Annotated in this window: 21 protein-coding genes and 1 riboswitch; all 21 genes read right to left on the reverse strand. The window is 32.0% G+C overall.

Annotated elements, in window-relative coordinates; translation table 11 throughout:
• Positions 1-1,202: 1,202 nt before the first annotated feature.
• Positions 1,203-2,774: a ClC family H(+)/Cl(-) exchange transporter gene (locus tag I6E31_06565; protein MCF2639636.1), complete on the reverse strand. Its 1,572-nt coding sequence runs from the start codon at positions 2,772-2,774 to the stop codon at positions 1,203-1,205.
• Between the two features lie 69 nt (positions 2,775-2,843).
• Complete coding sequence (gene murI / locus I6E31_06570) at positions 2,844-3,635, reverse strand: glutamate racemase (protein ID MCF2639637.1); 792 nt, start codon at positions 3,633-3,635, stop codon at positions 2,844-2,846.
• A 579-nt stretch (positions 3,636-4,214) separates the two neighbouring features.
• Entirely contained in the window at positions 4,215-4,961 is a 747-nt protein-coding gene (cobK, locus tag I6E31_06575) for a precorrin-6A reductase (protein MCF2639638.1), read from the reverse strand.
• Positions 4,958-5,689, reverse strand: a complete 732-nt coding sequence (cobJ, locus tag I6E31_06580; GenBank protein ID MCF2639639.1) for a precorrin-3B C(17)-methyltransferase — start codon at positions 5,687-5,689, stop codon at positions 4,958-4,960. The genes cobK and cobJ overlap by 4 nt, the downstream gene beginning before the upstream one ends.
• Positions 5,682-6,665: a cobalt-precorrin 5A hydrolase gene (gene cbiG / locus I6E31_06585; protein ID MCF2639640.1), complete on the reverse strand. Its 984-nt coding sequence runs from the start codon at positions 6,663-6,665 to the stop codon at positions 5,682-5,684. The genes cobJ and cbiG overlap by 8 nt, the downstream gene beginning before the upstream one ends.
• A gap of 1 nt (position 6,666) precedes the next feature.
• Complete coding sequence (gene cobM / locus I6E31_06590) at positions 6,667-7,425, reverse strand: precorrin-4 C(11)-methyltransferase (protein MCF2639641.1); 759 nt, start codon at positions 7,423-7,425, stop codon at positions 6,667-6,669.
• Positions 7,404-8,126, reverse strand: coding sequence for a precorrin-2 C(20)-methyltransferase (cobI, locus tag I6E31_06595; protein MCF2639642.1), 723 nt, complete (start codon positions 8,124-8,126; stop codon positions 7,404-7,406). Before cobI ends, cobM begins: the two co-directional genes overlap by 22 nt.
• Entirely contained in the window at positions 8,127-8,699 is a 573-nt protein-coding gene (gene cbiT / locus I6E31_06600; GenBank protein ID MCF2639643.1) for a precorrin-6Y C5,15-methyltransferase (decarboxylating) subunit CbiT, read from the reverse strand. It abuts the gene before it with no gap.
• 11 nt (positions 8,700-8,710) lie between these two features.
• Positions 8,711-9,340 carry a precorrin-6y C5,15-methyltransferase (decarboxylating) subunit CbiE gene (gene cbiE, locus I6E31_06605; protein MCF2639644.1) on the reverse strand — a complete coding sequence of 210 codons (630 nt, stop codon included), beginning with the start codon at positions 9,338-9,340 and terminating at the stop codon, positions 8,711-8,713.
• Complete coding sequence (gene cbiD / locus I6E31_06610) at positions 9,333-10,457, reverse strand: cobalamin biosynthesis protein CbiD (protein MCF2639645.1); 1,125 nt, start codon at positions 10,455-10,457, stop codon at positions 9,333-9,335. The genes cbiE and cbiD overlap by 8 nt, the downstream gene beginning before the upstream one ends.
• Complete coding sequence (locus I6E31_06615; GenBank protein ID MCF2639646.1) at positions 10,457-11,104, reverse strand: precorrin-8X methylmutase; 648 nt, start codon at positions 11,102-11,104, stop codon at positions 10,457-10,459. Before I6E31_06615 ends, cbiD begins: the two co-directional genes overlap by 1 nt.
• A 24-nt stretch (positions 11,105-11,128) precedes the next feature.
• Positions 11,129-12,442 carry a cobyrinate a,c-diamide synthase gene (locus I6E31_06620; protein MCF2639647.1) on the reverse strand — a complete coding sequence of 438 codons (1,314 nt, stop codon included), beginning with the start codon at positions 12,440-12,442 and terminating at the stop codon, positions 11,129-11,131.
• On the reverse strand, positions 12,439-13,497 hold the full coding sequence (locus I6E31_06625) for a threonine-phosphate decarboxylase (GenBank protein ID MCF2639648.1): 1,059 nt from the start codon (positions 13,495-13,497) through the stop codon (positions 12,439-12,441). Before I6E31_06625 ends, I6E31_06620 begins: the two co-directional genes overlap by 4 nt.
• A 343-nt stretch (positions 13,498-13,840) precedes the next feature.
• Entirely contained in the window at positions 13,841-14,803 is a 963-nt protein-coding gene (gene cobD, locus I6E31_06630) for a cobalamin biosynthesis protein CobD (protein ID MCF2639649.1), read from the reverse strand.
• Between the two features lie 2 nt (positions 14,804-14,805).
• Positions 14,806-16,284 (reverse strand): cobyric acid synthase, encoded by a 1,479-nt coding sequence (locus tag I6E31_06635; protein ID MCF2639650.1) that lies wholly within the window; start codon positions 16,282-16,284, stop codon positions 14,806-14,808.
• A 559-nt stretch (positions 16,285-16,843) separates the two neighbouring features.
• Positions 16,844-17,021, reverse strand: a riboswitch (cobalamin riboswitch).
• A 195-nt stretch (positions 17,022-17,216) separates the two neighbouring features.
• Positions 17,217-18,053 (reverse strand): hypothetical protein, encoded by an 837-nt coding sequence (locus tag I6E31_06640; protein ID MCF2639651.1) that lies wholly within the window; start codon positions 18,051-18,053, stop codon positions 17,217-17,219.
• Between the two features lie 173 nt (positions 18,054-18,226).
• Positions 18,227-19,120 (reverse strand): ABC transporter substrate-binding protein, encoded by an 894-nt coding sequence (locus tag I6E31_06645; protein MCF2639652.1) that lies wholly within the window; start codon positions 19,118-19,120, stop codon positions 18,227-18,229.
• A gap of 431 nt (positions 19,121-19,551) precedes the next feature.
• Entirely contained in the window at positions 19,552-20,331 is a 780-nt protein-coding gene (locus tag I6E31_06650; protein MCF2639653.1) for an ABC transporter ATP-binding protein, read from the reverse strand.
• A complete protein-coding gene (locus I6E31_06655; protein MCF2639654.1) occupies positions 20,331-21,302 on the reverse strand; it encodes an iron ABC transporter permease in 972 nt (323 codons plus the stop codon). Before I6E31_06655 ends, I6E31_06650 begins: the two co-directional genes overlap by 1 nt.
• A 15-nt stretch (positions 21,303-21,317) precedes the next feature.
• The gene (locus tag I6E31_06660; protein ID MCF2639655.1) at positions 21,318-23,468 is read right to left on the reverse strand and encodes a TonB-dependent receptor; all 2,151 of its coding nucleotides are present in this window, start codon (positions 23,466-23,468) and stop codon (positions 21,318-21,320) included.
• 461 nt (positions 23,469-23,929) lie between these two features.
• A complete protein-coding gene (locus I6E31_06665; protein MCF2639656.1) occupies positions 23,930-25,198 on the reverse strand; it encodes a coproporphyrinogen III oxidase family protein in 1,269 nt (422 codons plus the stop codon).
• Positions 25,199-25,254: the final 56 nt, after the last annotated feature.

Here is a 25,254-nt window from a genome sequence, read left to right on the forward strand (position 1 = left end):
CAATTGCTAAACAAAAAGATCTACTTTCTGCTTATGAATACTATATAACTAATAATCCAGTTGTATAGAAAAAGGGGGAATGGGGGTAACCAATGGGGCTGGTTATCCCTTTTTATTTCTCCTACAAACCCCGTAGGGTGTGAGGTCAGAAATAGACTATTTGTATTTTCTTACTAACAAAATAACAATGATAAGAAGTAATCCAATTAAGAGAATTACCCCTCCATCAAGGTAAATTGTTAGATGCTGAACTGTTACAGTCATCTCTGTACCTCCTTGAATATTTGTTTTCTACCTTGCTTAAGGGCAGAATAAAAGCCGTAAACGAATTTACGGCTAATATTCTAAGCTTAATTAACAAATATTCAAGTTCCCCATACGGGTTGGTACTTTAATTATAGCAACTATATATCAAAAAGTCAATTTACATAAAATAAATTCACTAAAATTAAATTTTTATGGAATCTCCACACAAACCCCGTAGGGTGTGAGGTCAGAAATAGACTATTTGTATTTTCTTACTAACAAAATAACAATGATAAGAAGTAATCCAATTAAGAGAATTACCCCTCCATCAAAGTAAATTGTTAGATGCTGAACTGTTACAGTCATCTCTGTACCTCCTTATAAAGTTTTGATGTCTACCTTGTTCAAGGGCAGAATAAAAGCCCCCAAAATTGAGGGCTGATATTCTGAACTTGATTCATCAAAACTTATAAGTTTACCCATACGGGTTGGTACTTTAATTATAGCAACTATATATCAAAAAGTCAATTTACATAAAATAAATTCACTAAAATTAAATTTTTATGGAATCTCCACACAAACCCCGTAGGGTGTGAGGTCAGAAATTGACTATCTGTACTTTCTTACTAACAAAATAACAATGAGAAAAAGTAATCCAATTAAGAGAACTACCCCTCCATCAAGGTAAATTGTTAGATGTTGAACTGTTACAGTCATCTCTGTACCTCCTTATGATTAATAGATTCTACTGTCTACAAGTGCGTTACTCCTTGTAAACATGAAATAAGCTTCCACCGAAGTGAAAGCCTATCTCATAACGCATTTTTTTATCTATTAACCATAAGTTTCCCCATACGGGTTGGTACTTTAATTATAACAACTCTATCTCAAAAAGTCAAATTGCAGAAAGTAAAATCAATAAAATAAAGTTTTAATGAAAGGTTTAAATTTTTTTATTAATTTGTTCCCATCTTATAAAGTTCCTCTTTCATAAAGTGAACCTTTCTTTCAGGCAACAATATTGTCAACACATCTCCAGCCTCAATTACTGTGTTACCCTTAGGTATAAACTCATGCTCACTTCTCATAATTGCCACAACTAGTACATCTTCTGCCCACTTAACATCTGAAATCTTCTTACCATCAAGTTCAGACTCACCAGATACAGGGATAGAGATAATTGTTTTCTTGCTCTCCTCAACCTTGTTAACCTCAACATCTTTAGCCATTCTCTCATAAAGAATTTCATAGATTGGCTCAAGCCCTAAAAGATCAGTTATATAGTAAGCTATTACAGAAACAAGTACCAAAGCTAAAAGATGATCAAAGTTTCCAGTCATCTCAAGTATTAGCACAGCCCCAGTTATAGGAGCTCTTACAACTGCCACAAAATATCCAGCCATTCCAAGTACCATATAGTGAGGTATAAACTCTCTACCAACACCTAACAGATCAACTAATACCATTCCATAGATCTTTCCAAGAATTGCCCCAAGTACAAGCATAGGCAAGAAAATTCCCCCAGCAAAACCAGTTGCATAAGATATAGCAGTAAATAGAAGTTTAATAATAAATATCACTATTAAAAGTTGAATTGTTCTATTTCCTCCAGCCATCTCCTCAACAAGCTCATGCCCTCCACCTGTTACCTCTGGCAAGAACATACAGAATAGGAATGAAGTTGTCATTACAAATGAAACTTTTGCCCATCTTGGAAGTTTAGCCCCTTTGTAAATATCTTGCACTTTGATAAGTGTCATTGTGAAAAGTTTTCCAAAGAAAGCTATTAAAATTCCAAATAGCACAAACAATATAACTTGAAGATATGGACTAATTGACTTAGGATAACCGATAGACAGATCAAAGGCAGTTTGCATGCCAAACATTCTTCTACCAACAAAGTCTGAGGCTATACTAGCCATAAAAGTACAGATTAAAAGTTTTGAAGATATAAATTTGTGCAACTCCTCAAGAGCAAACATAACCCCTGCCAGAGGAGCTCCAAAAGCCCCAGCAAGCCCTGCACTAGCTCCACTTGTAACTAAGTACTTCTTCTCCACAGAATTCCTATTAAAGAGTTTTGTAGCCCCATAGCCTATATATGATCCCAGTTGCACAGATGGTCCCTCTCTCCCTAGAGAAAGTCCACAACCAATTCCCAATAATCCACCAACAAATTTGGCTATAAGTTCCCAAAACCATTTTCCATAATCTAGCTGTCTTAATATTATTCCCTTAACTTGTGGTATTCCACTTCCTGAAGTTTTAGGAAACTTTCTAGCAATAAAATCAACAATTAATCCTATTGCTATAAAAACAGCCCATACTCCTATTAAAACCATAGGATGATCCAACTCATCTCTTCCGAAAAGAGTCATTCTCAGATGGTTTGCCCAATTTAGCCCCCATCTGTACACAGAAACTGTAAACCCTGTCAAAGCCCCTACTATTAAACAAAGTAGATAGAGTTTTCCACTTCCTTTTTGCAGCATCTTTAAATTATCCTCTGCTGTTTTTTCAGAATTCATCTTGATTCCTCCATAATTAATAATGTACTTTGTTATTTTATCCCTTTTTTTAAAGTAATACAAGTGTTTTTAGAAAATTAAAAACATATTTCTTAAATCTTTCTCTTCAAACAATCTTCTAGCAACTTTTTTAAACTCATCTCTATCCCCATTTATATAAAATTCTATTCTTCCCTTTTTATTTCCCTCTTTTAATAGATCTTTTTGCCCCAAAATTCTAAATAGCTCTATTACACTTTCAACTGATGAATCTACAATCTTTTTATTAAAAAACTTCTTAATATCATTTAATATAAATGGATAGTGAGTTCCACCTAAAATTAATGTATCTGCATCTTTTGGAATCTCATCTAAATACCCCTTTAAAATCTCCAATCTATTTTCATAGTTCTCCCAACCTTTTTCCAACATTGTACACAGAGTTTTACAAGGGATTTGATAGACCTCTGCCTCTGGACAAGATTTTTTAATGCTCTCTTTATATATATTGGAATTTATTGTAAAATCTGATCCCATAACTGCTATCTTTTTATTTTCACTTTCTAAAATAGCTGCCTTTACTCCTCCATCTATCATCCCAATAATTGGCACACTGTATCTCTCTCTTAGAAACTCCAAAGAGGCAGCAGAAAATATACTACAAGCTATAACTACCCCTTTACAATTATTTTTTAAAAGAAACTCCATTATATTTACACTAAACTCTTGTATATCTTTTCTACTTTTTTCACTATATGGATTATTTTTCCAATCTCCATAATAGATTATATTCTCCCTAGGCAATAACTCTCTTATTTTTTGCAAAATCGTCAGCCCACCTATTCCAGAATCGAAAATACCTATTGAAGAATCTCTATTCATCTTTCAACCCCTCCCATAATGTTTTAATATTATTTTATTTGTAATACAAAATATTTGTTGACAAATTAAATATAAAATGTTACTATAAGTTAATCCTTTCCTTTATGGTGAAATCTGTTTTTAATTAACTATTCGTATAAAAAAGAGATGAGCAAAGTTGTTGAGCTTATCTCTTTTTTATATTCTATAATCTAAGCTATTTTGCTATCTTTAATCAATTTGAAAATTAATATTTTTTCTATAATTAACAAAAAATTTTTTATACAATTTTAGATAATTTTAATATCATATTAAAATATCTTTAAAAAAATATATTTTGTTTAACAAAATATTTGTTGAAATTAAATAGAAATATGCTATAATAAAGTTGTCATAAGACATTTCCTTGAATTACATTTAATTTCTACTAAAAAAGCTCTCACTCTCAAGGGGGCTTTTTTAGTTTTCAGGACAATTTATATATGATTTTATTGTATAATAACAATTATAACTTGTCAAACTTATGGGTATATTTGCTAATAAAAAATGGGCAATCTATCACACTATAAAAATAGCTAACTTCTTACCCATTAATTAAATTTATCTTTCTATCTTTTCTATTAACTCATCAATAGTGTTTGATTGGTTAGGATATCTCATAGCTGGTCTATCTAAAAATATAACCTCTATCCCCTTTCTATCACAGGCATCAATCTTTTCCCTCTCTCCACCTGTGTTTCCAGCCCTTTTAGTTACAAAGTATTTAGCATTGATCTGCTCAATCATAGCCTCGTTCATACTTTGAGTAAAAGGTCCTTGCATAGCTATTATATTTTTTGGCAATATCCCAAACTCTTCACATCTCTTTACCATATCCCATTTAGGAAGTATTCTAAAATAGTACTTCTCTAAATTTTCACTATCTTTAAATCTCTCAATATTGTTACTACCTAAAGTTACTAAAATATTTCCTTCCAAAGTTTCACAATATTTGATTAGCTCATCAATACTATAAAATTCAGAGTATTTTTTAGGATTGATCTTTATCTCTTCCCTCTCAAATCTATAATATTTAAGAGATAATTTTTCTGCTACTTCAATAGCATTAGATGAAACTTCCACAGCATAAGGATGGCTTATATCAACTATTGTTGTTACCCTATTTTCCAGTGCAAAGCTCTCCATTTCATCTTTTGTCAATTTTCTACAAACCACTTTAACAGGTAGTCCCTCTAAAAGTTTTCCCCCATATTCTGTGGCAGTAGTCACTATTATATCTTTATCATCAGAGGCAAATTTCTCTAGAAACTCTCTAGAATCCTTTGTTCCCCCAATAACCCATATCATAACTTATATCCTCTAGGTGTTATCATTCTATTATCTTTTACATAAGATTTTGAGTTTCCAATAATAACCACTGTAAACATATCTATTTCATGTTCTAAGAAATGTTCAAGATCAGTTAAAGTATAGTTTTGATCCTCTCTTCCAACATGTCTTAAAAGAGCAACTGGAGTAGTAGGAGCTTTATGTCTTAACATAATCTCTCTAGCCTCAACTATTTGAGTTGTTCTTCCATTACTTTTTGGGTTGTATAGAGAGATTACAAAATCCCCTTCACTAGCCTTGTCTATTCTCTTTGTAATAACATCCCAGTCAGTTAAAAGATCACTTAAACTGATAACAGCTTGGTCGTGCATAATAGGTGCTCCAACAAGTGCAGCTCCTGCAACTGATGCAGTTATTCCAGGGATTACTTCAACATCTATTCCACTGTCAGCAGCCACTTCAATCATAATTCCTGCCATTCCGTAGATTCCAGCATCTCCACTACTGATAAGAGCAACTGTTTTTCCCTCTTTAGCTAATTCTAGCACTTTTTCACATCTGTCTATCTCTTTTTTCATTCCAGATACATAGAACTCTTTATCTTTAAACTCATCTTTTACTAGATCAACATAAGTAGTGTATCCAGCTATAATATCTACATTTTTTAGAGTTTTATAAGCTCTTACACTTATATCTTCCATGTTCCCTGGTCCAATTCCTACAACATATATTTTACCTTTATTCATAAATTTTCTCCTCATAAATTGATATTGTCATTCCATCATAGATATATTTCTTTTCTAAAAATTTTCCATTTCCACTTGATGCCAATAATGCACAAGGTTCAGAAACACAAGTTACCCCTATCTGTTTTTTAACAAATTGAGAGCCTTCAAATTGATTTTCTACCTTTTTTATATCCTCTCTTGAGATTATTATCAGATCTTTTCCAAGAGTTTTAGCTGCATCTATAAGCCCAACTTCATCAGCTTTTACATCAACAGTGGCTATTTTTTTTATACTTTTCATAGAAAGATTATGCTTTTTCATAGCCATTTCTATTCCAGTTAAAATATGCTCCTCACTTGTTCCTCTCTTGCATCCTATACCTAAAACAAGATTTTTAGGGTAGATTCTTACACTTTCAATATTTTCTCTATTGGAAACTATTATAACCCCTTCAATATCTCCCTTTTTATCAAAGTCAACATTTTTAGGTAGCTTTATATCCACTCCTTTCCCATCAACTATCAATGAAGTTACATTTTTAGCCTTTTCTAAAGACTCTAACTCTCCATTGAGTTTTTGAGAAAGTGTATCAACAGCTATCTTTCCAGTTACATCTGAACTTGTAGTGATAATTGGTAAAAGATTTAACTTCTCACCTATTATCTCTGCCAACTCATTTGCACCACCAAGGTGTCCAGAAAGTAGAGAAATCACAAAATGAGCCCCTTCATCAATAACTACAACTGCTGGATCTACATCTTTACTCTTTATTAAAGTAGATATTTTTCTAACAACTATACCAGTTGCCATTATAAAAATATGCCCATCATAGTTATTAAACTCTTTTTCAAGGGTTTCTGTGAAATTTTCCATTTGAATTGTATCTTCAATATTGAATTTTTTCAAAGTATATATTTGAGCTTTAAGAGTGTCACCATAAAGCTTTGCCAATCTTCCAGCTCCCCTAGTAACACTCCAAATTGCAAGTTTCATCTTACTCTATTCCCTTTCTAAATTCGTGTGTGAAAGTTTTATCATAAAGTTTAGATTTTTCATACTCATTACCTAAGAAATCTCCAACTAAAATTTGAGCTGTTTTAGAGATTCCAGCCTCTTTTACTTTTTCCTCTATTGTTTCCAATGTTCCAATAACTATCTTTTGATCTTCCCAAGTAGCTCTTTGAACAACAGCTATTGGAGTTGTCATAGGGTATGAAGTAGCAAGTCTTTTTACTACATCTCCAATCATATGAACTGAAAGGAATATAGCCATTGATGCTCTATGAGTAGCAAGACTTTCAAGTGATTCCTTTTCAGGTACAGGAGTTCTTCCCTCTAATCTAGTACAGATAACTGTTTGAGAAACTGATGGAAGAGTAAATTCCTTTTTAACTGCTGCTGCTGAGGCTAAGAATGAGCTTACCCCTGGAATAACTTCATATTCTATTCCATGCTCGTCTAAAACGTCCATTTGCTCTCTATGAGCACCGAAAATAGCTGGATCTCCAGTATGAACTCTAGCAACTTTTTTCCCTGCTTTTATCCCTTTAATTGTAACATCCATAACCTCTTCTAAAGTCATAGATGCTGAGTTATATACCTCTGCTCCCTCTTTGTGACACTCTATTACTTGTCTAGGTACAAGTGATCCTGCATATATGATAATATCTGCCTCTTTAACTATTCTTTGCCCTTTAATTGTGATTAATTCTGGGTCTCCAGGTCCAGCTCCTATGAAATAAACTTTTTCCATTGTTCAATTCCTCCTTTTTTTAGTAACATTGTTGAAAAATAGTGAATATCTTCTTTTTCTAGAGGAGAGATATCGAAATAAACCTCTTGATTTTCCTTCCCACAATTTGAAACAAGGATAATATTATCCATATTTCCAGTTTTAATAAGAGCCTCTTTTAATCTATCAAAGTTTCTACTAACCTTCATAAATACAAGGTTATCACTTTCATTGATCTCTTTTTCAATATCAGTTGTTTCACTTAATCCGATTATCTTTAATGATTCATTTCCCATAACTATTGGTAGATTAAATCTTGATGAGATATCAGCAAATGATGAGATTCCAGGCACTGTTTCAACTTCATATTTTCCATCTAAATGCTCAAGAATATATACATATGTACTATAAGTCATTGTATCTCCAATTGTTAGGAACCCTACATTTTTACCTTCATCTAGGTATTTCTCAACTAATCTTGCATTAGCTTTTCTTCCCTCTACTCTATCTAAAGGATTTTTTAGCATAGGAAATTCCATAAATACAAGTTCAACATCATCTTTAAGATACTCTTTAGCTATTGAATAAGCTGTACTTCCAATATCCTTTCTTGCCTCTGGTAAAACTACCACATCTAATTTTTTTAAAGTTTTAATCGCTTTTAAAGTGATTTGGTCTGGATCCCCTACTCCAACACCTATTCCATAAAATTTATTCGCCATTTAAATTTTTTCCTCCTTAACAACTGTTATTATATATATTGGGTTTTCTCCATACATCATTGTATATGGTCCAACTTTTTTGCCTCTACCTACCATTAAGTTTACAACTTCAATATTTTTAAAACCAAACTCTTTCAATATTTCCATTGAACTACTCAATGTTTCCAATGTGATAGCATTTATCACCAATCTACTATTTTTCTTTGAATATTGCATAAAATGAGCCACTATCTCTCTCATTCCACCTGTTGAGCCACCAATAAACATTCTGTCATAGTTTATCTCTGGAATATTTTCAGGAGCTCTTCCATGAATTAAAAAGTAATTATCTAGGTTAAACTTCTTAACATTCTCTCTAATTACCTCTAGCCCCTTCTCCTCTTTCTCTATTCCAATAACCTTACCATTTTTTATATATGTAGCAGCCTCTATTCCAATAGTTCCAGTTCCAGCTCCTACATCTATCAAAACAGAGTCATCTTCCAATTGAAGTTTAGCTATTGATACAGCTCTCACCTCTTGTTTAGTCATCGGTAGCTCTCCATGTATAAAATCTTTATCATAGATATGCATAATCTTCTCCTTTAAGCTCTCTTTCTTAAAATTACTATATTCATTTTAAACTCTCTATTTAACTTTTCATACTCATTTACAGCTAGTTTTGTTATCTTTTCATCAGGATATGATAATCTCTCTCCTATAACTATCTCTATATCTTCAATTCCACTTTGACAAATATTTTTAGCTATATTGTATGGAGTGTTTTTCTCATCTGTTAAAAGTACAACACCAGTTCCATTTTTTAATCCCTCAATATAGTCAAAGTCCCTTCCATGAACACTGGCAAGGGTATAATTTTGCCAACACTCACCTATTCTTGAGAAAAGATATTGATATGAAGAGATCCCAGGAATAACTTTTAACTCCTCATCTCTAAAGTTTCTCTTTAGAAAGGGAAGTAAGCTATAAAACCCTGTATCTCCAGATACTACAACTGTTATATCTTTCCCCTCTCTACTTCTAATAAAATCAACTACCTCTGAGAGCTTTCCTAAAATATATTTTTCACAATCTTTTGAAATTAGTTCATCTAACTCCTCTAGCTGTCTACTTCCACCTATTACCACTTCACAAGTTTCAATAGCTTTTCTTCCAGCTCCAGTTAAAAAATCCAAATTTCCTGGACCAAGTCCAACTACACATATTTTATTCATTAGCTACTTCACCTGCCAATTTATAAAATCCACTGCTATATCCTAAAGTTTCACCTTTAAAAGAGAACAGTAGAGATTCACATGTTAAATCATCTGTTCTACTATATTCAATTACCTTCTTTTTAACCTTTTCAGCTAATAGAGTGAATAACTCTTTTTTCTCCACATAGTCACAAGCTTCTTCAACAGTGTTAGCTTCCAATATCTTTCTAATATTTTCAGGTTTCTCACCTATTAAAAAAGCATTTGCTCCCATTATCTCCATTCTTCCATCTGCCACTCTACTGTGAGTGTTAAAGATTCCACCAGCTATTTTAACTGCCTTACCTATATGCCCTAGAAGAAGTATTCTCTTAAATCCCAATTTTACTGCTGAATCTACCATAAATCCAACATAGTTACTTATTACTATCATCTGTTCAAGATCAAGTCCAAGTCTTTCACAATAGTTTTTACCATAGTTTCCAAAGGCAAATATTACCCAATCTCTATCTTTATCCATCTTTAACACTTTTAATTCAGCAAACATTGAGTCTTTCAATGCCTCTTCACTCATAGGCTTAACTATTCCAGTAGAGCCTAAAACAGAGATTCCACCTTTTATTCCTAACTTAGGGTTAAAGGTTTTTTGAGCCTTTGTCTTTCCCTCTGGAATATATATTGTAACAACTGCCTTTATATCTCTATCCTCTAGCATCTCATTTACAACTTGAGCTATCATCTTTTGAGGTCCAGGGTTAATTGCAGATTTTCCTAACTCAACTTGTAGCCCTCTCTTTGTAACTACTCCTACACCTCTACCACCAACTAAAAGGAATTTGTCAAAATAATGTCCCCTTTCAACTTTTGGCAACTCCTTTACCAGCTCAACTTTTGCACAGATACTTATACCATTTGTAACATCTGGGTCATCTCCAGCAAACTTTTTTATTGCACAAGAGGCAAAGTTTTTTCTACCTCTTAAAGCTAATACAGGTATTTTTAAATCTATCCCATTTAAAGTTGTAATCTCAACCTCTTTAGATATTTTTCCATATAGAAGATACTCTAGTGCTGCTTTAGTTCCTACTGCTGCACATGTTCCAGTGGTATAACCACTCCTTAGCTCCTCAGCCATTAGAATCCCTCTCTTTTATACATTTGATATAGAATACCATGTAAAATTGATACAGCTACTGTACTTCCCCCTTTTCTTCCATTGATAGTTATGTATGGTACATCTAAAACTTTAAATGCCTCTTTAGATTCTGCTGCTCCAACAAATCCTACAGGAACTCCTACTACAAGAGCTGGTTTTTCAATCTCTCCTCTCTCAATCATCTCTTTTAATTGGTAAAGAGCTGTAGGTGCATTTCCAATTAAAAATATCTTAGTTCTAGGATCTTTAGCTGCTTTTTCCATTCCAACTATTGATCTTGTAACTCCTCTCTCTTTAGCCTCTTTAGCAACTTCGCTATCAGCTACTAAACAGTAAGCTTCACAACCAAATTTAGATAGTACCATTTTACTTGCTCCATTTACTATCATATTTGTGTCACAATAGATTTTACACCCATCTTGTAAAGCTTTTTTTCCACTTTCAATAGCATTGTTTCTAAACTCAATTAGATCAGCATATTCAAAGTCAGCAGTTGTATGGATAACTCTTTTTACTATTGGTAGAGTTTCTTCATTAAATAGATTGATCTTTTCTCCTAGTTCCTCACCAATAATTTCAAAACTTCTTTTTTCAATATCTTGTGGTACTTTTATATAATTATTCATATTTTACCTTCCTTATATTTTATATTAATCTAGTATATCTTTTAATAATTCAAAGCCTGTAAAAAAGTGTATATGAGGGTAACCAGCCTTTACATTTTTATTTTCAAATATACACTTCCAATTTTTTCCATTAGGTTTTTCAGCTAGATATCCCCTTTGCTCCTCTAAAACCTCTTTTATCTTAGAGTAGTGGAACTCATGCCCTCTAGCTACAACCTTTCCATCTTTCAATATATTTATATAGCCAAAACGAGATATATCCAGACGATTTCCCATTTTTACACTACAACTAACTAAATTACACATTGGATAGATAGTTCCATCTAACATCTCTATCTCTTTAGATAGAAACATAAATCCCCCACACTCTCCAAAGATCTTCCCACCATTTTCAGCAAACTTTCTAATGGAGTTTAGCATCTCTTGGTTTTCTCCTATCTCTTTAGCAAAAGATTCAGGATACCCACCACCAAAATACAATATATCTAAGTTTTCAGGGATTTTTTTATCTTTTACAGGAGAAAAGAATATAGTTTCAATTCCTAAATGGTTAAAAAGTTCGATATTATCATTATAATAGAAACTAAAAGCACTATCTTTAGCTATTCCCATTCTCATTCCCTTATACATATCTTTTTTATCTTCAAAGGGATTTTTTACCTCTTTCATCTCAACTTGTGAGGCGATTTCTAATATTCCCTCTATATCTAAAGTCTTATATAGAGTCTCTTTTAATCTATCTATTTTAGATTTTAAATCTCCAATCTCTTCAGCTTGTAAAAGCCCAAGGTGCCTACTTCCAATATGCAAACTATCATCTTTAGGCACATAACCTAAACACTTTACATCTGTATATTTTTCAATAGCCTCTTTAAATATTCCATAGGTTTTTTCACTAGAAACCTTGTTTATAATTACCCCAGCTATATTTACTCTTTTATCTAACATCTGATATCCCAGAACTTGAGCTGCAATACTTGTTGATTTTCCTATTCCATCAACTACCAATATCACAGGAACTCCTAAAACTCTTGAAAGATGAGCTGAGCTGTTGTTGTCAAGGGTATTGTCCACCCCGTCATATAGCCCCATAACTCCCTCTATTATAGAGATATCTTTTTGATGTGTATAGAAACCATATTTAACTCCCTCTTCTCCCATCATAAAAAGATCTAGGTTATAGCTCCTGTTTCCAGTTACAAATTGATGAAATCCTGGATCAATATAGTCTGGTCCTGTTTTAAAAGGTGAAACATTATCAAATAGTGACATCAGCCCCATTGAAACAGTAGTTTTACCTATTCCACTGTTTGTTCCTGCTAACATAAATGCTTTCATCTCATCACCTCTTCCAATGCTTTTAAAACTTTTATATTATTCTCTCTATTTTTTATTGCAAGTCTAATATAGCTCTCATTTAGATATTGAAAATTAGAGGCATCTCTTACAACTACACCTTTTTCAATCATCTTTTCTCTCACATATGATGAGTTATATTTTAAAAGCTTTACTAAAATAAAGTTTACATTTGTCTTGTAAGTTCTAATATTTTCTATTTTTTGACTCTCTTCAAAAAACCACTTTTTCTCTTCAGCTATCCATTTTTCAGTTGTTTCTATATACTCACTATCCCAAAGCATTGTTTTCCCTGCAAGTTCAGCAAATGAGTTCACACTCCAAGGCTCTTTGTAGCTTTCCATCTTCTTTAAAACTTCACTGTCAAAGGTTATTCCATATCCAAGCCTAACCCCTGGCACTGCAAAGAATTTTGTTAAAGCTCTCATAATAAATATATTTTTGCTTTTTAAAAGAATAGCTGTTTGATTTTCCCAATCCTCTACAAACTCAATAAAAGCTTCATCTATAAATAGTTTTATCCCTCTTTTTTCAAGTTCACTATTTATTCTTTCAATCTTTTCAAGAGGTATAAAGCTTCCTGTGGGGTTATTAGGATTACAAATCACTACTAAATCACATTGTGGTAACTCTTTTAAAAAGTTTTCTACATCTAAATTCCAACTATTTTCCTCTAAAAGTGGATAGTATAAAATCTCACTCTCTATTGTGTCCAAAGCTCTCTTATACTCAGCAAAGGCTGGAGCTACTATAAGAGTTTTCTTAGGTTTCATAGCTTTCATATGTAAAAATAGAATCTCTGTTGCTCCATTTCCCACAACTATATTTTCCAATTTTACTCCATTGTATTTAGCTATATTCTCTCTTAATTCCACATACTCAGGATCTGGGTATTTCTCCAATATGTAAAAACTGTTAATCACTCTCTCTTTAAATTTTTCTGGGACTCCTAAAGGGTTGATATTTGAGCTATAATCTAGTAGATTGTCCTTTCCCTCTCTTTGAAGTCTATATATATTACCACCGTGTAAATCCATTTTTCACTCCTTAAATGCTGTAAAATCAATTATTTCTAATAATTTCACTTCTCTAGTACATCGCTAGGTTTTGACAAAGTACCTTTGTATTTGGCGATTATTAGTCAAGTTTAGTTATCGAAATTTATTTTAAATATCAGCTAAATTCCATGTCGTAGAATAAAGAGAGAGTAGCACTCATTTGACTAAAATTCCGAAACTCGACTTCGTCTCAAACACGTCGGAATTTTTAGCGTCAAATTTCATAACTCTCTCTAATATTCTTCTCCAAATTCCATTTTAGCTGATATTAGAGATTTTTTTCAATAACTTAATATTAATATCTTAATTATATAATTAAGACTTAGCTAAAAATTAAAGCAATAGCATATCTTATTACAACAAATAGAGCTAGTCCAACCCAAGATGTAACATATAGAAGTCTAATAGCTCTTTTTATATCTCTCAAATCAAAGCACTTTAATCTATCTCCAATAGTTGGTTTATCATAGACTTTTCCAAAATAGCTTGTTTTACCCCCAAATTGTACCCCTAAAGCTCCTGCAAAAGCTGCTTCAGAGTTACCAGAGTTAGGACTTGAATGGTTTAATCTATCTCTAAAAAACACTCTCCATGCCCCTTTATAGTTCATTCTTAACATCATAGCTGCTATTGGAATTATAACCCCCCCTGCCAATCTTGCAGGTATAAAGTTTGCCACATCATCTGTTTTTGCTGATACCATTCCATAGTCCATATATTTTTCATTTTTATATCCAACCATTGAATCTAATGTATTTATAGCCTTGTATCCCATTGCAAAAGGTAGAGCAAGAGAAACTCCACCAACAGTGAACAGACTTCCTACAAAGGCAAAAAACATAGGTGCTATCACTCCATCAACTGAGTTTTCACTTATTGTTTCTAGCACACTTCTTGTAATCTGTCTTACATCCATATTCCCAGTATCTCTACTTACTAAATAAGATAGCTCTCTCTTAGCCTTTTCCAAATCTCCATCTGTAAGAACTTTACAAACTCTAAATCCCTCATCAGCAAGACTTTTAGTTGCTAAAGTTGTATAGAGGAAAAACACCTCAAGCCCTTGTGATAGTTTTGCTAAGTAGTAAGATACAACTGCTGTTGTTCCCACTGTGATTATCATCAATAATCCACCTGTTAGCTTCTTATTTTTAGCCTTGTATAATATCTTCTCCAATGTTGAAATAAGCTTTCCTATAAATCTTACAGGGTGTGGAAACCAGTGGGGATCTCCGAAAATCAGATCCATTATATAAGCTATTCCATATTTTGCTAAAAAATTCATTCTTAATCACCTAGTATCTCATATATCTTTTTAATATCTATATTCTCTCTAACAACTTTCTCAAGCTTGTCAAACTCTCTCTCTCTGTACTCATCAAAGGTAATTCCCTCACCAAGTTGTTCCATACCTTTTTTCTCTCTAATTCTATTTAAAATAGTTCTTGTTACCTTTTCATTATCAAAAATTCCATGAAGATATGTTCCAAAAATATTATCCTTAACAACTGCCACTATATGATCATCCTCTGTTACTGAAAATTCATTTCCAACAGTTACCCCTTGATGTATCTCATAACCTTTGATCTCTGTTCCATCAAGCCCCTCTAATATACCTTTTGTATTTACTAACTTACCAGTATATTGAATAGTGTTTTTCTTCTTTTCCATTACTGTTTCTGTATCTAAAATTCCAAGTCCTGGAATCTCTTTGATGTCACTTTCTATTCCATAAGGATCTTTTACTCTTTCACCAAGAATTTGGAAACCACCACAAATTCCTACAATTACAGTTCCATTTCTCGATGCTTTTATAATTTCAGTAGCTATTCCCCTATCTTTAATATCTTTTAAATCATCAATAGTGTTTTTAGAACCTGGAATAACTATCATATCCTCATTTCCTAGCTCATCAGCAGAGGTTACATAGTTGATAGTTACATCATCTTGAATACTTAAAGCATCAATATCTGTGAAGTTAGATATATGTTTTAATTTTATTACAGATATTTTTATACCTTTATTTTCCTTAGAATTTTTAAATCTATCTGTAAGGCTATCCTCATCCTCTATATCAATATCACTGTAAGGCATTACTCCAACAACTGGCACCCCTGTTAATTCCTCAAGCTTTGATAATCCAGGCTTTAATATATTTACATCTCCTCTAAATTTATTGATGATTACCCCTTTTACCCTTGCTCTCTCCTCTGGAGTCATAAGCATAATTGTTCCATAGACAGATGCAAAAACTCCCCCTCTGTCTATATCTGCAACTAATATTACTGGAGCATCAGCCATTTTAGCCATTCCCATATTAGCTATATCTTCCTCTTTTATATTTATCTCAACTGGACTTCCTGCCCCCTCAATTACAGAGATATCAAAGTTTTCTCTAATATAGTCATAAGACTTTATAATCTCTGGCTTCAAAGAAGTTTTAAACTTTCCATATTCAAGTCCACTCATATTTCCAATAGATTTTCCATTTACAATAACTTGAATCTTTCTAGCAGTTGTAGGTTTTAAAAGGATAGGGTTCATATATGCCTCTGGCTCTATTCCTGATGCCATAGCTTGAACAACTTGAGCTCTTCCCATCTCTCCACCTGTCTTGCTTATATATGAATTTAGTGCCATATTTTGAGATTTGAATGGTGCTACTTTGTAACCATCTCTATGGAAAACTCTACAAAGTCCAGTTACAGTTATACTCTTTCCTGCTCCAGATGATGTTCCAACTATCATAATATTTCTATGTTTCATACTCATGCTCCTCACAAAATTTTATAATATATACTTAACTAACTATAATTTTAACTAATTCATCGTTAGATTTCGACAAAGTGCCTTTGCATCTACATTTATTAGTCAATTTTTATTATTTAATTTCCTTTTTAACATCAACTCGCTTCCGTATTGTCAAATAAAGAATCCCTATTGCTCATTTCGTATGGGTATCGCAGGAGTTCTACTCCTGCATCTCAAAAATAGTAGTCGCTAAAGCTTCTCTATTTTTGGAACTCGGCTTCGCCTCAAACACGTTGCATTTTCTTAACTGCATTTCGCTGAGGGCTTCTAATATTTGTCAATGAACTTCATCTTAGTTGATGTTAGGATATTATATTATTATATAATTATATAAAAAAAGAATGACTGATAAATTAAAAAGCATCAAAATTAAACTTTAATTTGATGATTGTAATAATATATAGTCATTCTTAATCTATTTTTATATTTTTTTGTTTACTAATGATGAACAATTTTTTCTCCTCCATAAAATTTACTGGAGAGAAGTTGCTAACACTTCCCCGTCCCCGCAGGATAGTCGTAAAGTTTTTAAGGCAGGTCTCCTGACTCAGATTCTCCCTACTCACAAGCCTTCCCAAAATAATTCAGTGGTATTCTTGCTTTCATCATCTTTACAGTGGCGGGACCGCGTAAGCTTTGCACTTAACTTCCCTTTTAATTGTATAATACAAACCTTAAAAATTTTATTTTTATCTTATGTCAATTATACATTCTATTAATACATTAGTCAAGTATTTTAAATACATAAACAGTTCTATTTTTTATCATAATATACAATATTTATGCTCATTTTATTTTTTATTTAGAAAATTTATATTGATAATTAGTTAAAAAATTTCAATAAATATCAATATATCAAAAATCATAATCTTTTTTTAATAATCCTTTCACAAATCCAATTTATACTCCACAGAAAAAGTGATTCTATCCTCTTTTCCTGCTCTCTCCTCTCTGTCCTTATTTTTATTAATCTGATACATCACATCGAAGGTTAAGCCATTTTTATACTCTACTCCCCCACCAATTCCATAATATCTTCCATTTTCATACTCCATTGATCTATTTAATGAGGTGTATTCACTTTTAGAAAGTTCGCTCTCTCTATTTTCTACCCCTTCAATATAGTAACCTAAGTTAAGTTTTAAATATGGTTTAGCTCCTGTTTCTGTGGTAGAAAAATTATATTTTCCAGTTGCATATACTGGAATATTTCCAAAACTATTTTCATCTGAAAGAGTTCGATTTTTATGCCCTATACCACTTTGCTCCTCATCAAAACGGTATCTTTCATCTCTCTGTCCTTGATATTTTACCCCTACACCTATTTCAAAATCCTCAATCAACTTTTCAGATGTCAACTCCTTTGAAATCTCATTTTTTATAGGGACAACCTTTGTTTTATCCTCAAACTCATACTCTTTTATCTCACTATTTAAACTATCTAAAAAATCGTAGTAGTTTTTTACCAAAGCACTATACTCACTTTCAAAATGCAATCTATCTCCACCATTGCTAGTTAAAAACTGTTGCTCTTGAATATTTTCATCTATCTCTACACTACTCTCTGGCTCTGGAGAGTTTTCAGCAATTTTAATTATCTCTAATAGTTTTTCCTCTGTTAATTCTTCCTTTACATCTATTTTTTCTTCAATAATAGGAAGGTTATTTTGGGTGTAAGCAACTAATACTGTATTCAAAAATATAAAGATCAATATTTTTTTCATTTTGTACCTCCCTTTTATTTAATTTTTCAATTTTATTTTAACAAAAATATAGAATTTTTTAAAGTTCATTTTTATAAATTAACATTAACTTTAATTTGATTTTTAAACAAATAAAAAGACTGTAAATTTAATAATTTCATCTTATTAATTTATTACAGTCTACTTTTTTTATTTTACTTATTCTTTATAATTACAAGCTCATTATAGAACTTCTCCATCTCCTCAAATAATCTTGGAGAACCTCTTAAAATCTTACTAGAATCAACTATAAATAGATTTTCCTTTTTCCCAGCAGTAGTTTTTAAAACAGCTGATTTCTTCAGATCATCAGGAGATTTAATACTCATAGCTCCTGCTAAAAAATCTGGATTTTCTCTAATAAGAAGATCTTGAGATATAATTGGTCTGCTTCCTTTTAAATCTCCAGCTATATTTTTAACTCCTAAAAACCTCATAATCTCCCCAGGAAGTGATTCATCATTAAAAGCCAACATAGGAGTAGTTACATATAAAATAGCTCCTTTTAGATTAAGTGGTTCTTTTTCTAACTTAGCTTTTAAAGTTTCAACTCTCTTTTTACCATCTTGATAGATAGCCTCTGCTTCTACTTTTTTTCCTGTAAACTCCCCATAGATCTCTAAATTTTTAAATATATCATCTATTTTCTCTGTTTCACTTATAATAAATGGTATTTTCAATTTCTTTAAACTATCCCCTGTTGAAACAGACATAGTGTTTAAAATTACTAAATCTGGAGAAAAAGATAGTATTTTTTCAATACTAGGTTTTGTTATATTTCCTACACTTGGAAGTTTATTAGTTTTCTCAACAGGCTCTATCTTACTCATAAAAGTTTTTCCAATAGCTGCTATCTTATCCTCTGCTCCCAACATATAAAGAATTTCTATTCCAGCAGGATCAGCTAAAACAATTCTATTGTACTCTTTAAGCTCTACTGAGTTATTGTATTTATCAACTACCATACCATCTTTTATTTCAAGGGAGTATGAAACTATTGAGATAAAACAAAAAGTTAGTAGTAAAAAAAATCTTTTTTTAATATTCATTTATATACTTCCTTTCTTTAAATTTAGTTAAATTTATTATACATCGTTAGGTTTTGACAAAGTACCTTTGTTATTTATGTTTATTAGTTAATTTTAGTTATCAAAACTAAGATTTTAAATATCAGCTAAATTCCATGTCGTAGAATAAAGAGAGAGTAGCACTCATCTGACTATGGGTATCGCAGAAGTTCCATTCTTTCACTTCTGCATCTCAAAAATAGTAGTCACTAAAGTTCCTCTATTTTTGGAACTCGACTTCGTCTCAAACACGTTGCATTTTCTTAACTTCATTTCGCTAAGGGATTCTAATATTCACCTCTAAATTACGTCAACTTGATGTTAGTAACAATTATATATTTTCTAATATTAGCTAAATACAAAGGAATCTTTGCTATAAAACTAACAATGTATTAGATAACTAAAAATAACTTTTATTTGATTTTGGGTATAATATATGGAAAATCATTTTCCCCATAAAAGATATCACAATTCAAATTATAAACCTCTTTTAAATTTTCCTTAGTCAATACCTCTTTAGGCGTCCCCTTACAAAAGAGTTTTCCATTTTTTAGCATAATCAATTCATCACAAAAAAGAGCAGCAAGATTGAGATCATGCAATACTGCAACTGCTGTCTTTCCCTCTTTTCTCACTATCTCCTTTACCTTTTCCATAAGCTCAATAGCGTGATTCAGATCAAGAGCAGATGTTGGCTCATCTAAAAGTATAATCTCTGTATCCTGTGTAATTGCCCTTGCAAGTAATACCCTTTGGAACTCTCCACCAGATAGAGTGGTAGCTGTTCTCTTTTTAAATCTCTCAAGATCTAAAGAGTTCAAAGCTTTTTCAGCTAATTCCCTATCCTCTCTACTATAACCTTTCCAACTATTTTCAAGATGTGGTAATCTTCCCATAAGGACAAACTCCTCTACACTCATAGCAGATATAAGTTGAGATTTTTGAGGAACTAAAGAGATCAATTTAGATTTTTCTTTCTGTGAAAATTCTTTTGAATTTTTGTTAGCTATTTTTATAGTTCCAGATGAGCTATGAAGATATCCAAGTATATTTTTTAGTAAAGTTGATTTTCCACAACCGTTTGGACCTAGTATCCCTACTAACTTTTTCTCATCTATTGAAAGGGAAAGATTATTTAATATTTGCCTCTCTCCATATCCAAAGTTTAAATTCTCTATATTTATAATCTCCATTAAAAATCTCTCCTCTTATTTTTTAAAGCTAAGTATAGAAAGAAAGGTGCTCCAAAGAATGCAGTAATAACTCCTATTGGTATCTCTGTTGGAGCTAAAATTATACGTCCAAAGGTATCACATACAAGTAGGAAAAATCCCCCAGCTAAAATTGTACTTAAAAACATCTTTCTATTAGAGGGACCGAGGATCATTCTCATTGTGTGGGGAACTATAAGCCCTACAAAGCCTATCATTCCTGAAAATGCCACAGAGAATGCCACCACAAAAGCTGACACTGTCAAGGCTCTTATCTTCAATCTATTTACATCTATCCCTAGAGAGTGAGCTTCTTCATCTCCAGAGAGAAGAGCATCTAACTCATTTCTCTTTAAAAAGAAATATGTCACTGAAAATAGTAGAGGAATCAATATTAAAATAACTTGCTCCCAAGTTGCATTTCCTAAATATCCCATAAGCCACATTGTAATTTTAAAAGAGTCCTCTCCAATAAGATACATAGCAAATGATGTAAATGCCCCAAGAAAAGAGGAAACTGCTATACCTATTATTAAAAGAGTTGCAACATTTACCCTATCCCCTTTCTTAGCCATTTTAAATATTAGAAGTGTACTTGTAAGGCAGCTAAAAAATGCAAGAACTCCATACATAAAATCTGGTAAATTTAAAACATAGGCTATTACTGCTCCAAAAGTTGCACTTGCTGCAATTCCAATAATATAGGGATCTGCCAATGGGTTTTGGAAAACTGTTTGAACTACTGCTCCACTTGAAGAGAGCATCATACCTATCAATAGTGACATAACTATTCTTGGCAATCTTAAATTAAAAATAATTGTCTTTATATATTCAGGGGCATTAGCAGGAGAGAATATATATTCTAATGGAATAGGAACACTCCCTAATGGTATAGAGAGTATTCCAACTGCTAAAATTCCCACTGTTAAAATTAATGGTAGAATTTTTTCCATCTGCATCACTTTCAATTATAGGCTATATTTAAAGCCTACATAATAGTTTCTCTCTGCTGCTGGATCATATGTATATCCTTCACTTAAAGAGTAGTCCACAGCCTCATAATATTGTTCATTGAAAATATTATTAATTCCTGCATATAGAGTTAAACCAGAGTTAAAGTTATAGTTAGCTCTAATATTTGTCACTGTGTGTGAATTAACTTTTCCACCTAAATTTTCATTATTTAAGTAGATCTTATCAACATATACTACCTCTGCTCCTAAATTAAAGTTATCTGTGAAAGCATAGTTTGCCCCAATATTAAATTTATTTTTAGGAACTTTAGCAACTCTATTTCCTTCTAAATCAACATATCCTGTTTTGTTTCCATCTTTATCATAAACACCTTTTTTACCATCTTTTATCTTAGCATTGATAAAAGAGTAAGATTGTGAAAGTGTTAATTTTCCTAGATATTGTTCAGCTTTAAGCTCAAATCCAACTCTCTCTGTTTTACCTAAATTATAGTTATATATCCAAGCAGGTGGCATTCCTGATGCCATATCTTGTGTTATTTCATCTTTAGTTACTGTATAGAAAACAGATCCACTTACATTTGAGAAACCAATATAATCAGAGAATCCAATCTCAAAGTTATCATATTTTTCAGAGTTTAGATCATTTAAGTAGTAGTTTGCTAAACCATTTGTTGTAACTTTATTTGTAAGAAGTGCAGGTGGTGGAGAAGTAAATCCTCTTTCATATCTTACATAAGCCTTTCCAGTATCTGAATATAGATAGTTAGCTGACAATTCATAAGCAAAGTTGTCTTCATCAGTAGTTACTTTTCTACCTTCATTATTTGTTTGCATAGGGCTTCCATTCATACTTACAACTCTATTTGTATTTCTATCAGCCTCATAATTAGCTTTTTCATATCTTAAACCTTGAGCAAATTCAAAATCTCCCCAAACATAGTTATTCATTACATAACCACTTATAGTTTCTTTTTCTAAATTATTTGTTGTAATAGATTTTATGCTCATTGAACTAAGTCCACCAGTAGCAGCTTTTATAGGTTGAATTCTCATATCACTAACTCTTTTAGCTTTATTTTGAATATAATCCATACCAAAAATCAGGCTACTTCCCTCACCATATGAGTATCTAAATTTAGGTTTTACTCCCCATTTTTCATCTTCAAACAATCCTCTTTGATCTGCAATAGCTGACCCAGGCATAGGAGAAGTTATTGTTCCAAAATCCCAAGTTCTAATTTTCATCTCTGTATTTTGATAGAACCCTGTAAGATTAAAATCTAAACTTTCAGATAGTTTATTATTATATGTCAATACATACTCATCTTTGTCTGTCTCTGTTCCATTTATTCCTGTACCCCATTTAGAACGAGTAAGTCCATCTTGTTTTCTATCTTCCTCAACTTCCTTTTTACTTAACATTTTAGGGTAATCTTCATCAGCTTTGTATTTACTATATTTAAAGTTAATATTTTGTGTATCAGAAATTCTATATCCTAAATCTCCTTGGAAATAATCTGAATCTGATTCATCATTATCTCTATAACCTTTTCTATCATTTTTAGTATAAGCAAGGTTTATATCAAAATTTCCAAAACTTTCTCCCACTGCTACATTTGTTTTTTCACTTCCATACTCTCCATAGTCAAAGCCTACCATAGCTTTTCTACCACTACCTTTTTTAGTGATAATATTTACTACTCCTCCAGAAGTTCCACTTCCATAAAGGACACTTCCTCCACCTGGAATAACCTCTATTCTCTCAATGCTATCTGGTGAGATTGTGTCTATTGGAGTTGCAGTCATTGAGGTATCTAGAGAGTTGATCTGTACTCCATCAACTAAAATTTGTACATTTTGTTTAGCCTTGTCCCCTTGTCCTCTCAAGTCAATTATTGAGTCTTTTCCCTGCTTTACAACATTGATACTTGGTATAGAGTCTAAAACCTCACTGACTGTTTTATAGTTCTTTTCCTCTATCTCTTTAGATGTAACAACTGTTGGAGTACTTGCAGTTTTTCTCATCTCTGTGGCAAAACCTGTTGTTGAATAAACTACACTTTTACCTAAATCCACTGATTCTTCACCATATGCTGCTATGGTTAAACCTGCCCAAATCAATCCCAAAACTCTTTTATTCATTCTCTTTCTCCTATCTTAAATTTATTTATATACTCTTTCTTTAAACAAGATTATTTATTCAGCACATCGTTACATTTTGACAAAGTTCCTTTGGTATTTATGTTAATTAGTCAATCTTAGTTAATTAAATTTCTTTTTAACATCAAGTTGCTTCCATGTCAGTGAATAAAGAATCCCTATTGCTCATTTCGTTGAAAATGCAAAACTCGCTCCGCAAGCTCCGCTCAAACACGTTGCATTTTCTTAACTGCATTTCGCTGAGGGCTTCTAAAAAATTAATGTAGCACAGGACTTCGCCTGTGTCTCAAAAGTAATAGTCGTTTACACTCCTTTACTTTTGGAAATTACATCAACTTGATGTTAGGGATAATATCTTTTTACTTTCCTCAATAATCTAGCTTTATAAATATAAAGGTATCTTTGCTTTAACTCTAGCGATATGCTAAAAATTGGATAAATTTTTATTTATTAAATATTTTTTCCATTATGTAGATAATAATTTCACTTGAAATATTGTTTCCCCAGAAAATTCCCAATTTTGTAAGATTATAAGAGGTTTCATCAATTACTACTAATCCCTTTTCCTCATAATCTTTCATCTTTTCATGGAAATATCCATACTCCTTTTGAGATAACATCTCTTGTACAACTGCCTTTTCTATTACAGGAAACTGCATATATCCAGATAATCTAGCAAATCTTTCATGGTATTCTGTCTGTTTAGAGCAGAAACTCATCTCCTTACTCATATTAAACTTACCAATACCTTGAACACTTCCTCCAGCTCCTACACCGATTGGGAAGGTGTCTCCTCCAGTATTTCTAACTCTGATATATTTATAGTTATCCCCATTATTTTTAGCTATTTTTGTTAGCTCTAAAATATGATAGCTATTATCTAATAGCATCTCATCTACAAAATGTTGATACAGAAGATAATCTCTCTCTACATCTGTTTTCATCTTAACCTTTTCACTTTCAATATCTTTTGAAAGTTTAGATCCCTCATGTACCATCAATGAATAGAAACTAGCACTACTTAATCCTATCTCTTTTACTATTCTTGCATCTTCTAGTACATCTTCAATCTTTTGATCTGGAAAATTATAGATAATATCTACACATAGATCCCCTTGTAAAATCTCTTTTAACCTTTTCAATCTCTCTATAACTTCCTCTTTCCCATAAGTTCTATTATAGAATTTTCTTCCCTCATCTGAAAAAGTTTGGATTCCAACACTTAATCTATTCACTCCGTACTTTTTCATTACCTTTAGTTTTTCATCTGTAAGATTATGAAGTGTTGTTTCAAAAGTAAACTCATATCCCTCTGAAAGTCTTACATTCTTTTGAATACTTTTTAAAATCAGCTCTAATTGTTGAGGCTTATATACAGTAGGTGTTCCACCACCAAAGAAAATAACCTCAAATTCACTCTCTTGGAAGTATTTTGTCTTTCCATATTTTTTAAATTCATCAGCTATATATTGTGCATAGGCATCCAAACTCCCATCGATTTGCTTTCTATTTAGATTACAAAATGAACAGATTTTATCACAATATGGAGTGTGAACATAGATAGCTTTCTTTCTATTATCTGGTGTTTTTTGTAGCATCTCATCAAACTCTTTTGGTGAAAACGGTGTACTTTTTATATATTTGTTTATCAAACTATTACTGTCGTGATGTGACTTTAATCTCTTTTCATATAAAAATAAATTATTCTCCATTACAGATGTTTCCTCCTATTTTTCTGTGTTATTACAGAAATCACATTTATTTTTCT

Source organism: Fusobacterium varium (assembly GCA_021531615.1).
GTDB classification, from domain to species: Bacteria; Fusobacteriota; Fusobacteriia; order Fusobacteriales; family Fusobacteriaceae; genus Fusobacterium_A; species Fusobacterium_A varium_C.

Bases quoted from the DNA above. Each gene is read 5' to 3' on its own strand.
- I6E31_06565 (MCF2639636.1), bottom strand. From the start codon at position 2,774: ATGAATTCTGAAAAAACAGCAGAGGATAATTTAAAGATGCTGCAAAAA.
- murI (MCF2639637.1), bottom strand. From the start codon at position 3,635: ATGAATAGAGATTCTTCAATAGGTATTTTCGATTCTGGAATAGGTGGG.
- cobK (MCF2639638.1), bottom strand. From the start codon at position 4,961: ATGATATGGGTTATTGGGGGAACAAAGGATTCTAGAGAGTTTCTAGAG.
- cobJ (MCF2639639.1), bottom strand. From the start codon at position 5,689: ATGAATAAAGGTAAAATATATGTTGTAGGAATTGGACCAGGGAACATG.
- cbiG (MCF2639640.1), bottom strand. From the start codon at position 6,665: ATGAAACTTGCAATTTGGAGTGTTACTAGGGGAGCTGGAAGATTGGCA.
- cobM (MCF2639641.1), bottom strand. From the start codon at position 7,425: ATGGAAAAAGTTTATTTCATAGGAGCTGGACCTGGAGACCCAGAATTA.
- cobI (MCF2639642.1), bottom strand. From the start codon at position 8,126: ATGGCGAATAAATTTTATGGAATAGGTGTTGGAGTAGGGGATCCAGAC.
- cbiT (MCF2639643.1), bottom strand. From the start codon at position 8,699: ATGCATATCTATGATAAAGATTTTATACATGGAGAGCTACCGATGACT.
- cbiE (MCF2639644.1), bottom strand. From the start codon at position 9,340: ATGAATAAAATATGTGTAGTTGGACTTGGTCCAGGAAATTTGGATTTT.
- cbiD (MCF2639645.1), bottom strand. From the start codon at position 10,457: ATGGCTGAGGAGCTAAGGAGTGGTTATACCACTGGAACATGTGCAGCA.
- I6E31_06615 (MCF2639646.1), bottom strand. From the start codon at position 11,104: ATGAATAATTATATAAAAGTACCACAAGATATTGAAAAAAGAAGTTTT.
- I6E31_06620 (MCF2639647.1), bottom strand. From the start codon at position 12,442: ATGAAAGCATTTATGTTAGCAGGAACAAACAGTGGAATAGGTAAAACT.
- I6E31_06625 (MCF2639648.1), bottom strand. From the start codon at position 13,497: ATGGATTTACACGGTGGTAATATATATAGACTTCAAAGAGAGGGAAAG.
- cobD (MCF2639649.1), bottom strand. From the start codon at position 14,803: ATGAATTTTTTAGCAAAATATGGAATAGCTTATATAATGGATCTGATT.
- I6E31_06635 (MCF2639650.1), bottom strand. From the start codon at position 16,284: ATGAAACATAGAAATATTATGATAGTTGGAACATCATCTGGAGCAGGA.
- I6E31_06640 (MCF2639651.1), bottom strand. From the start codon at position 18,053: ATGAAAAAAATATTGATCTTTATATTTTTGAATACAGTATTAGTTGCT.
- I6E31_06645 (MCF2639652.1), bottom strand. From the start codon at position 19,120: ATGAATATTAAAAAAAGATTTTTTTTACTACTAACTTTTTGTTTTATC.
- I6E31_06650 (MCF2639653.1), bottom strand. From the start codon at position 20,331: ATGGAGATTATAAATATAGAGAATTTAAACTTTGGATATGGAGAGAGG.
- I6E31_06655 (MCF2639654.1), bottom strand. From the start codon at position 21,302: ATGGAAAAAATTCTACCATTAATTTTAACAGTGGGAATTTTAGCAGTT.
- I6E31_06660 (MCF2639655.1), bottom strand. From the start codon at position 23,468: ATGAATAAAAGAGTTTTGGGATTGATTTGGGCAGGTTTAACCATAGCA.
- I6E31_06665 (MCF2639656.1), bottom strand. From the start codon at position 25,198: ATGGAGAATAATTTATTTTTATATGAAAAGAGATTAAAGTCACATCAC.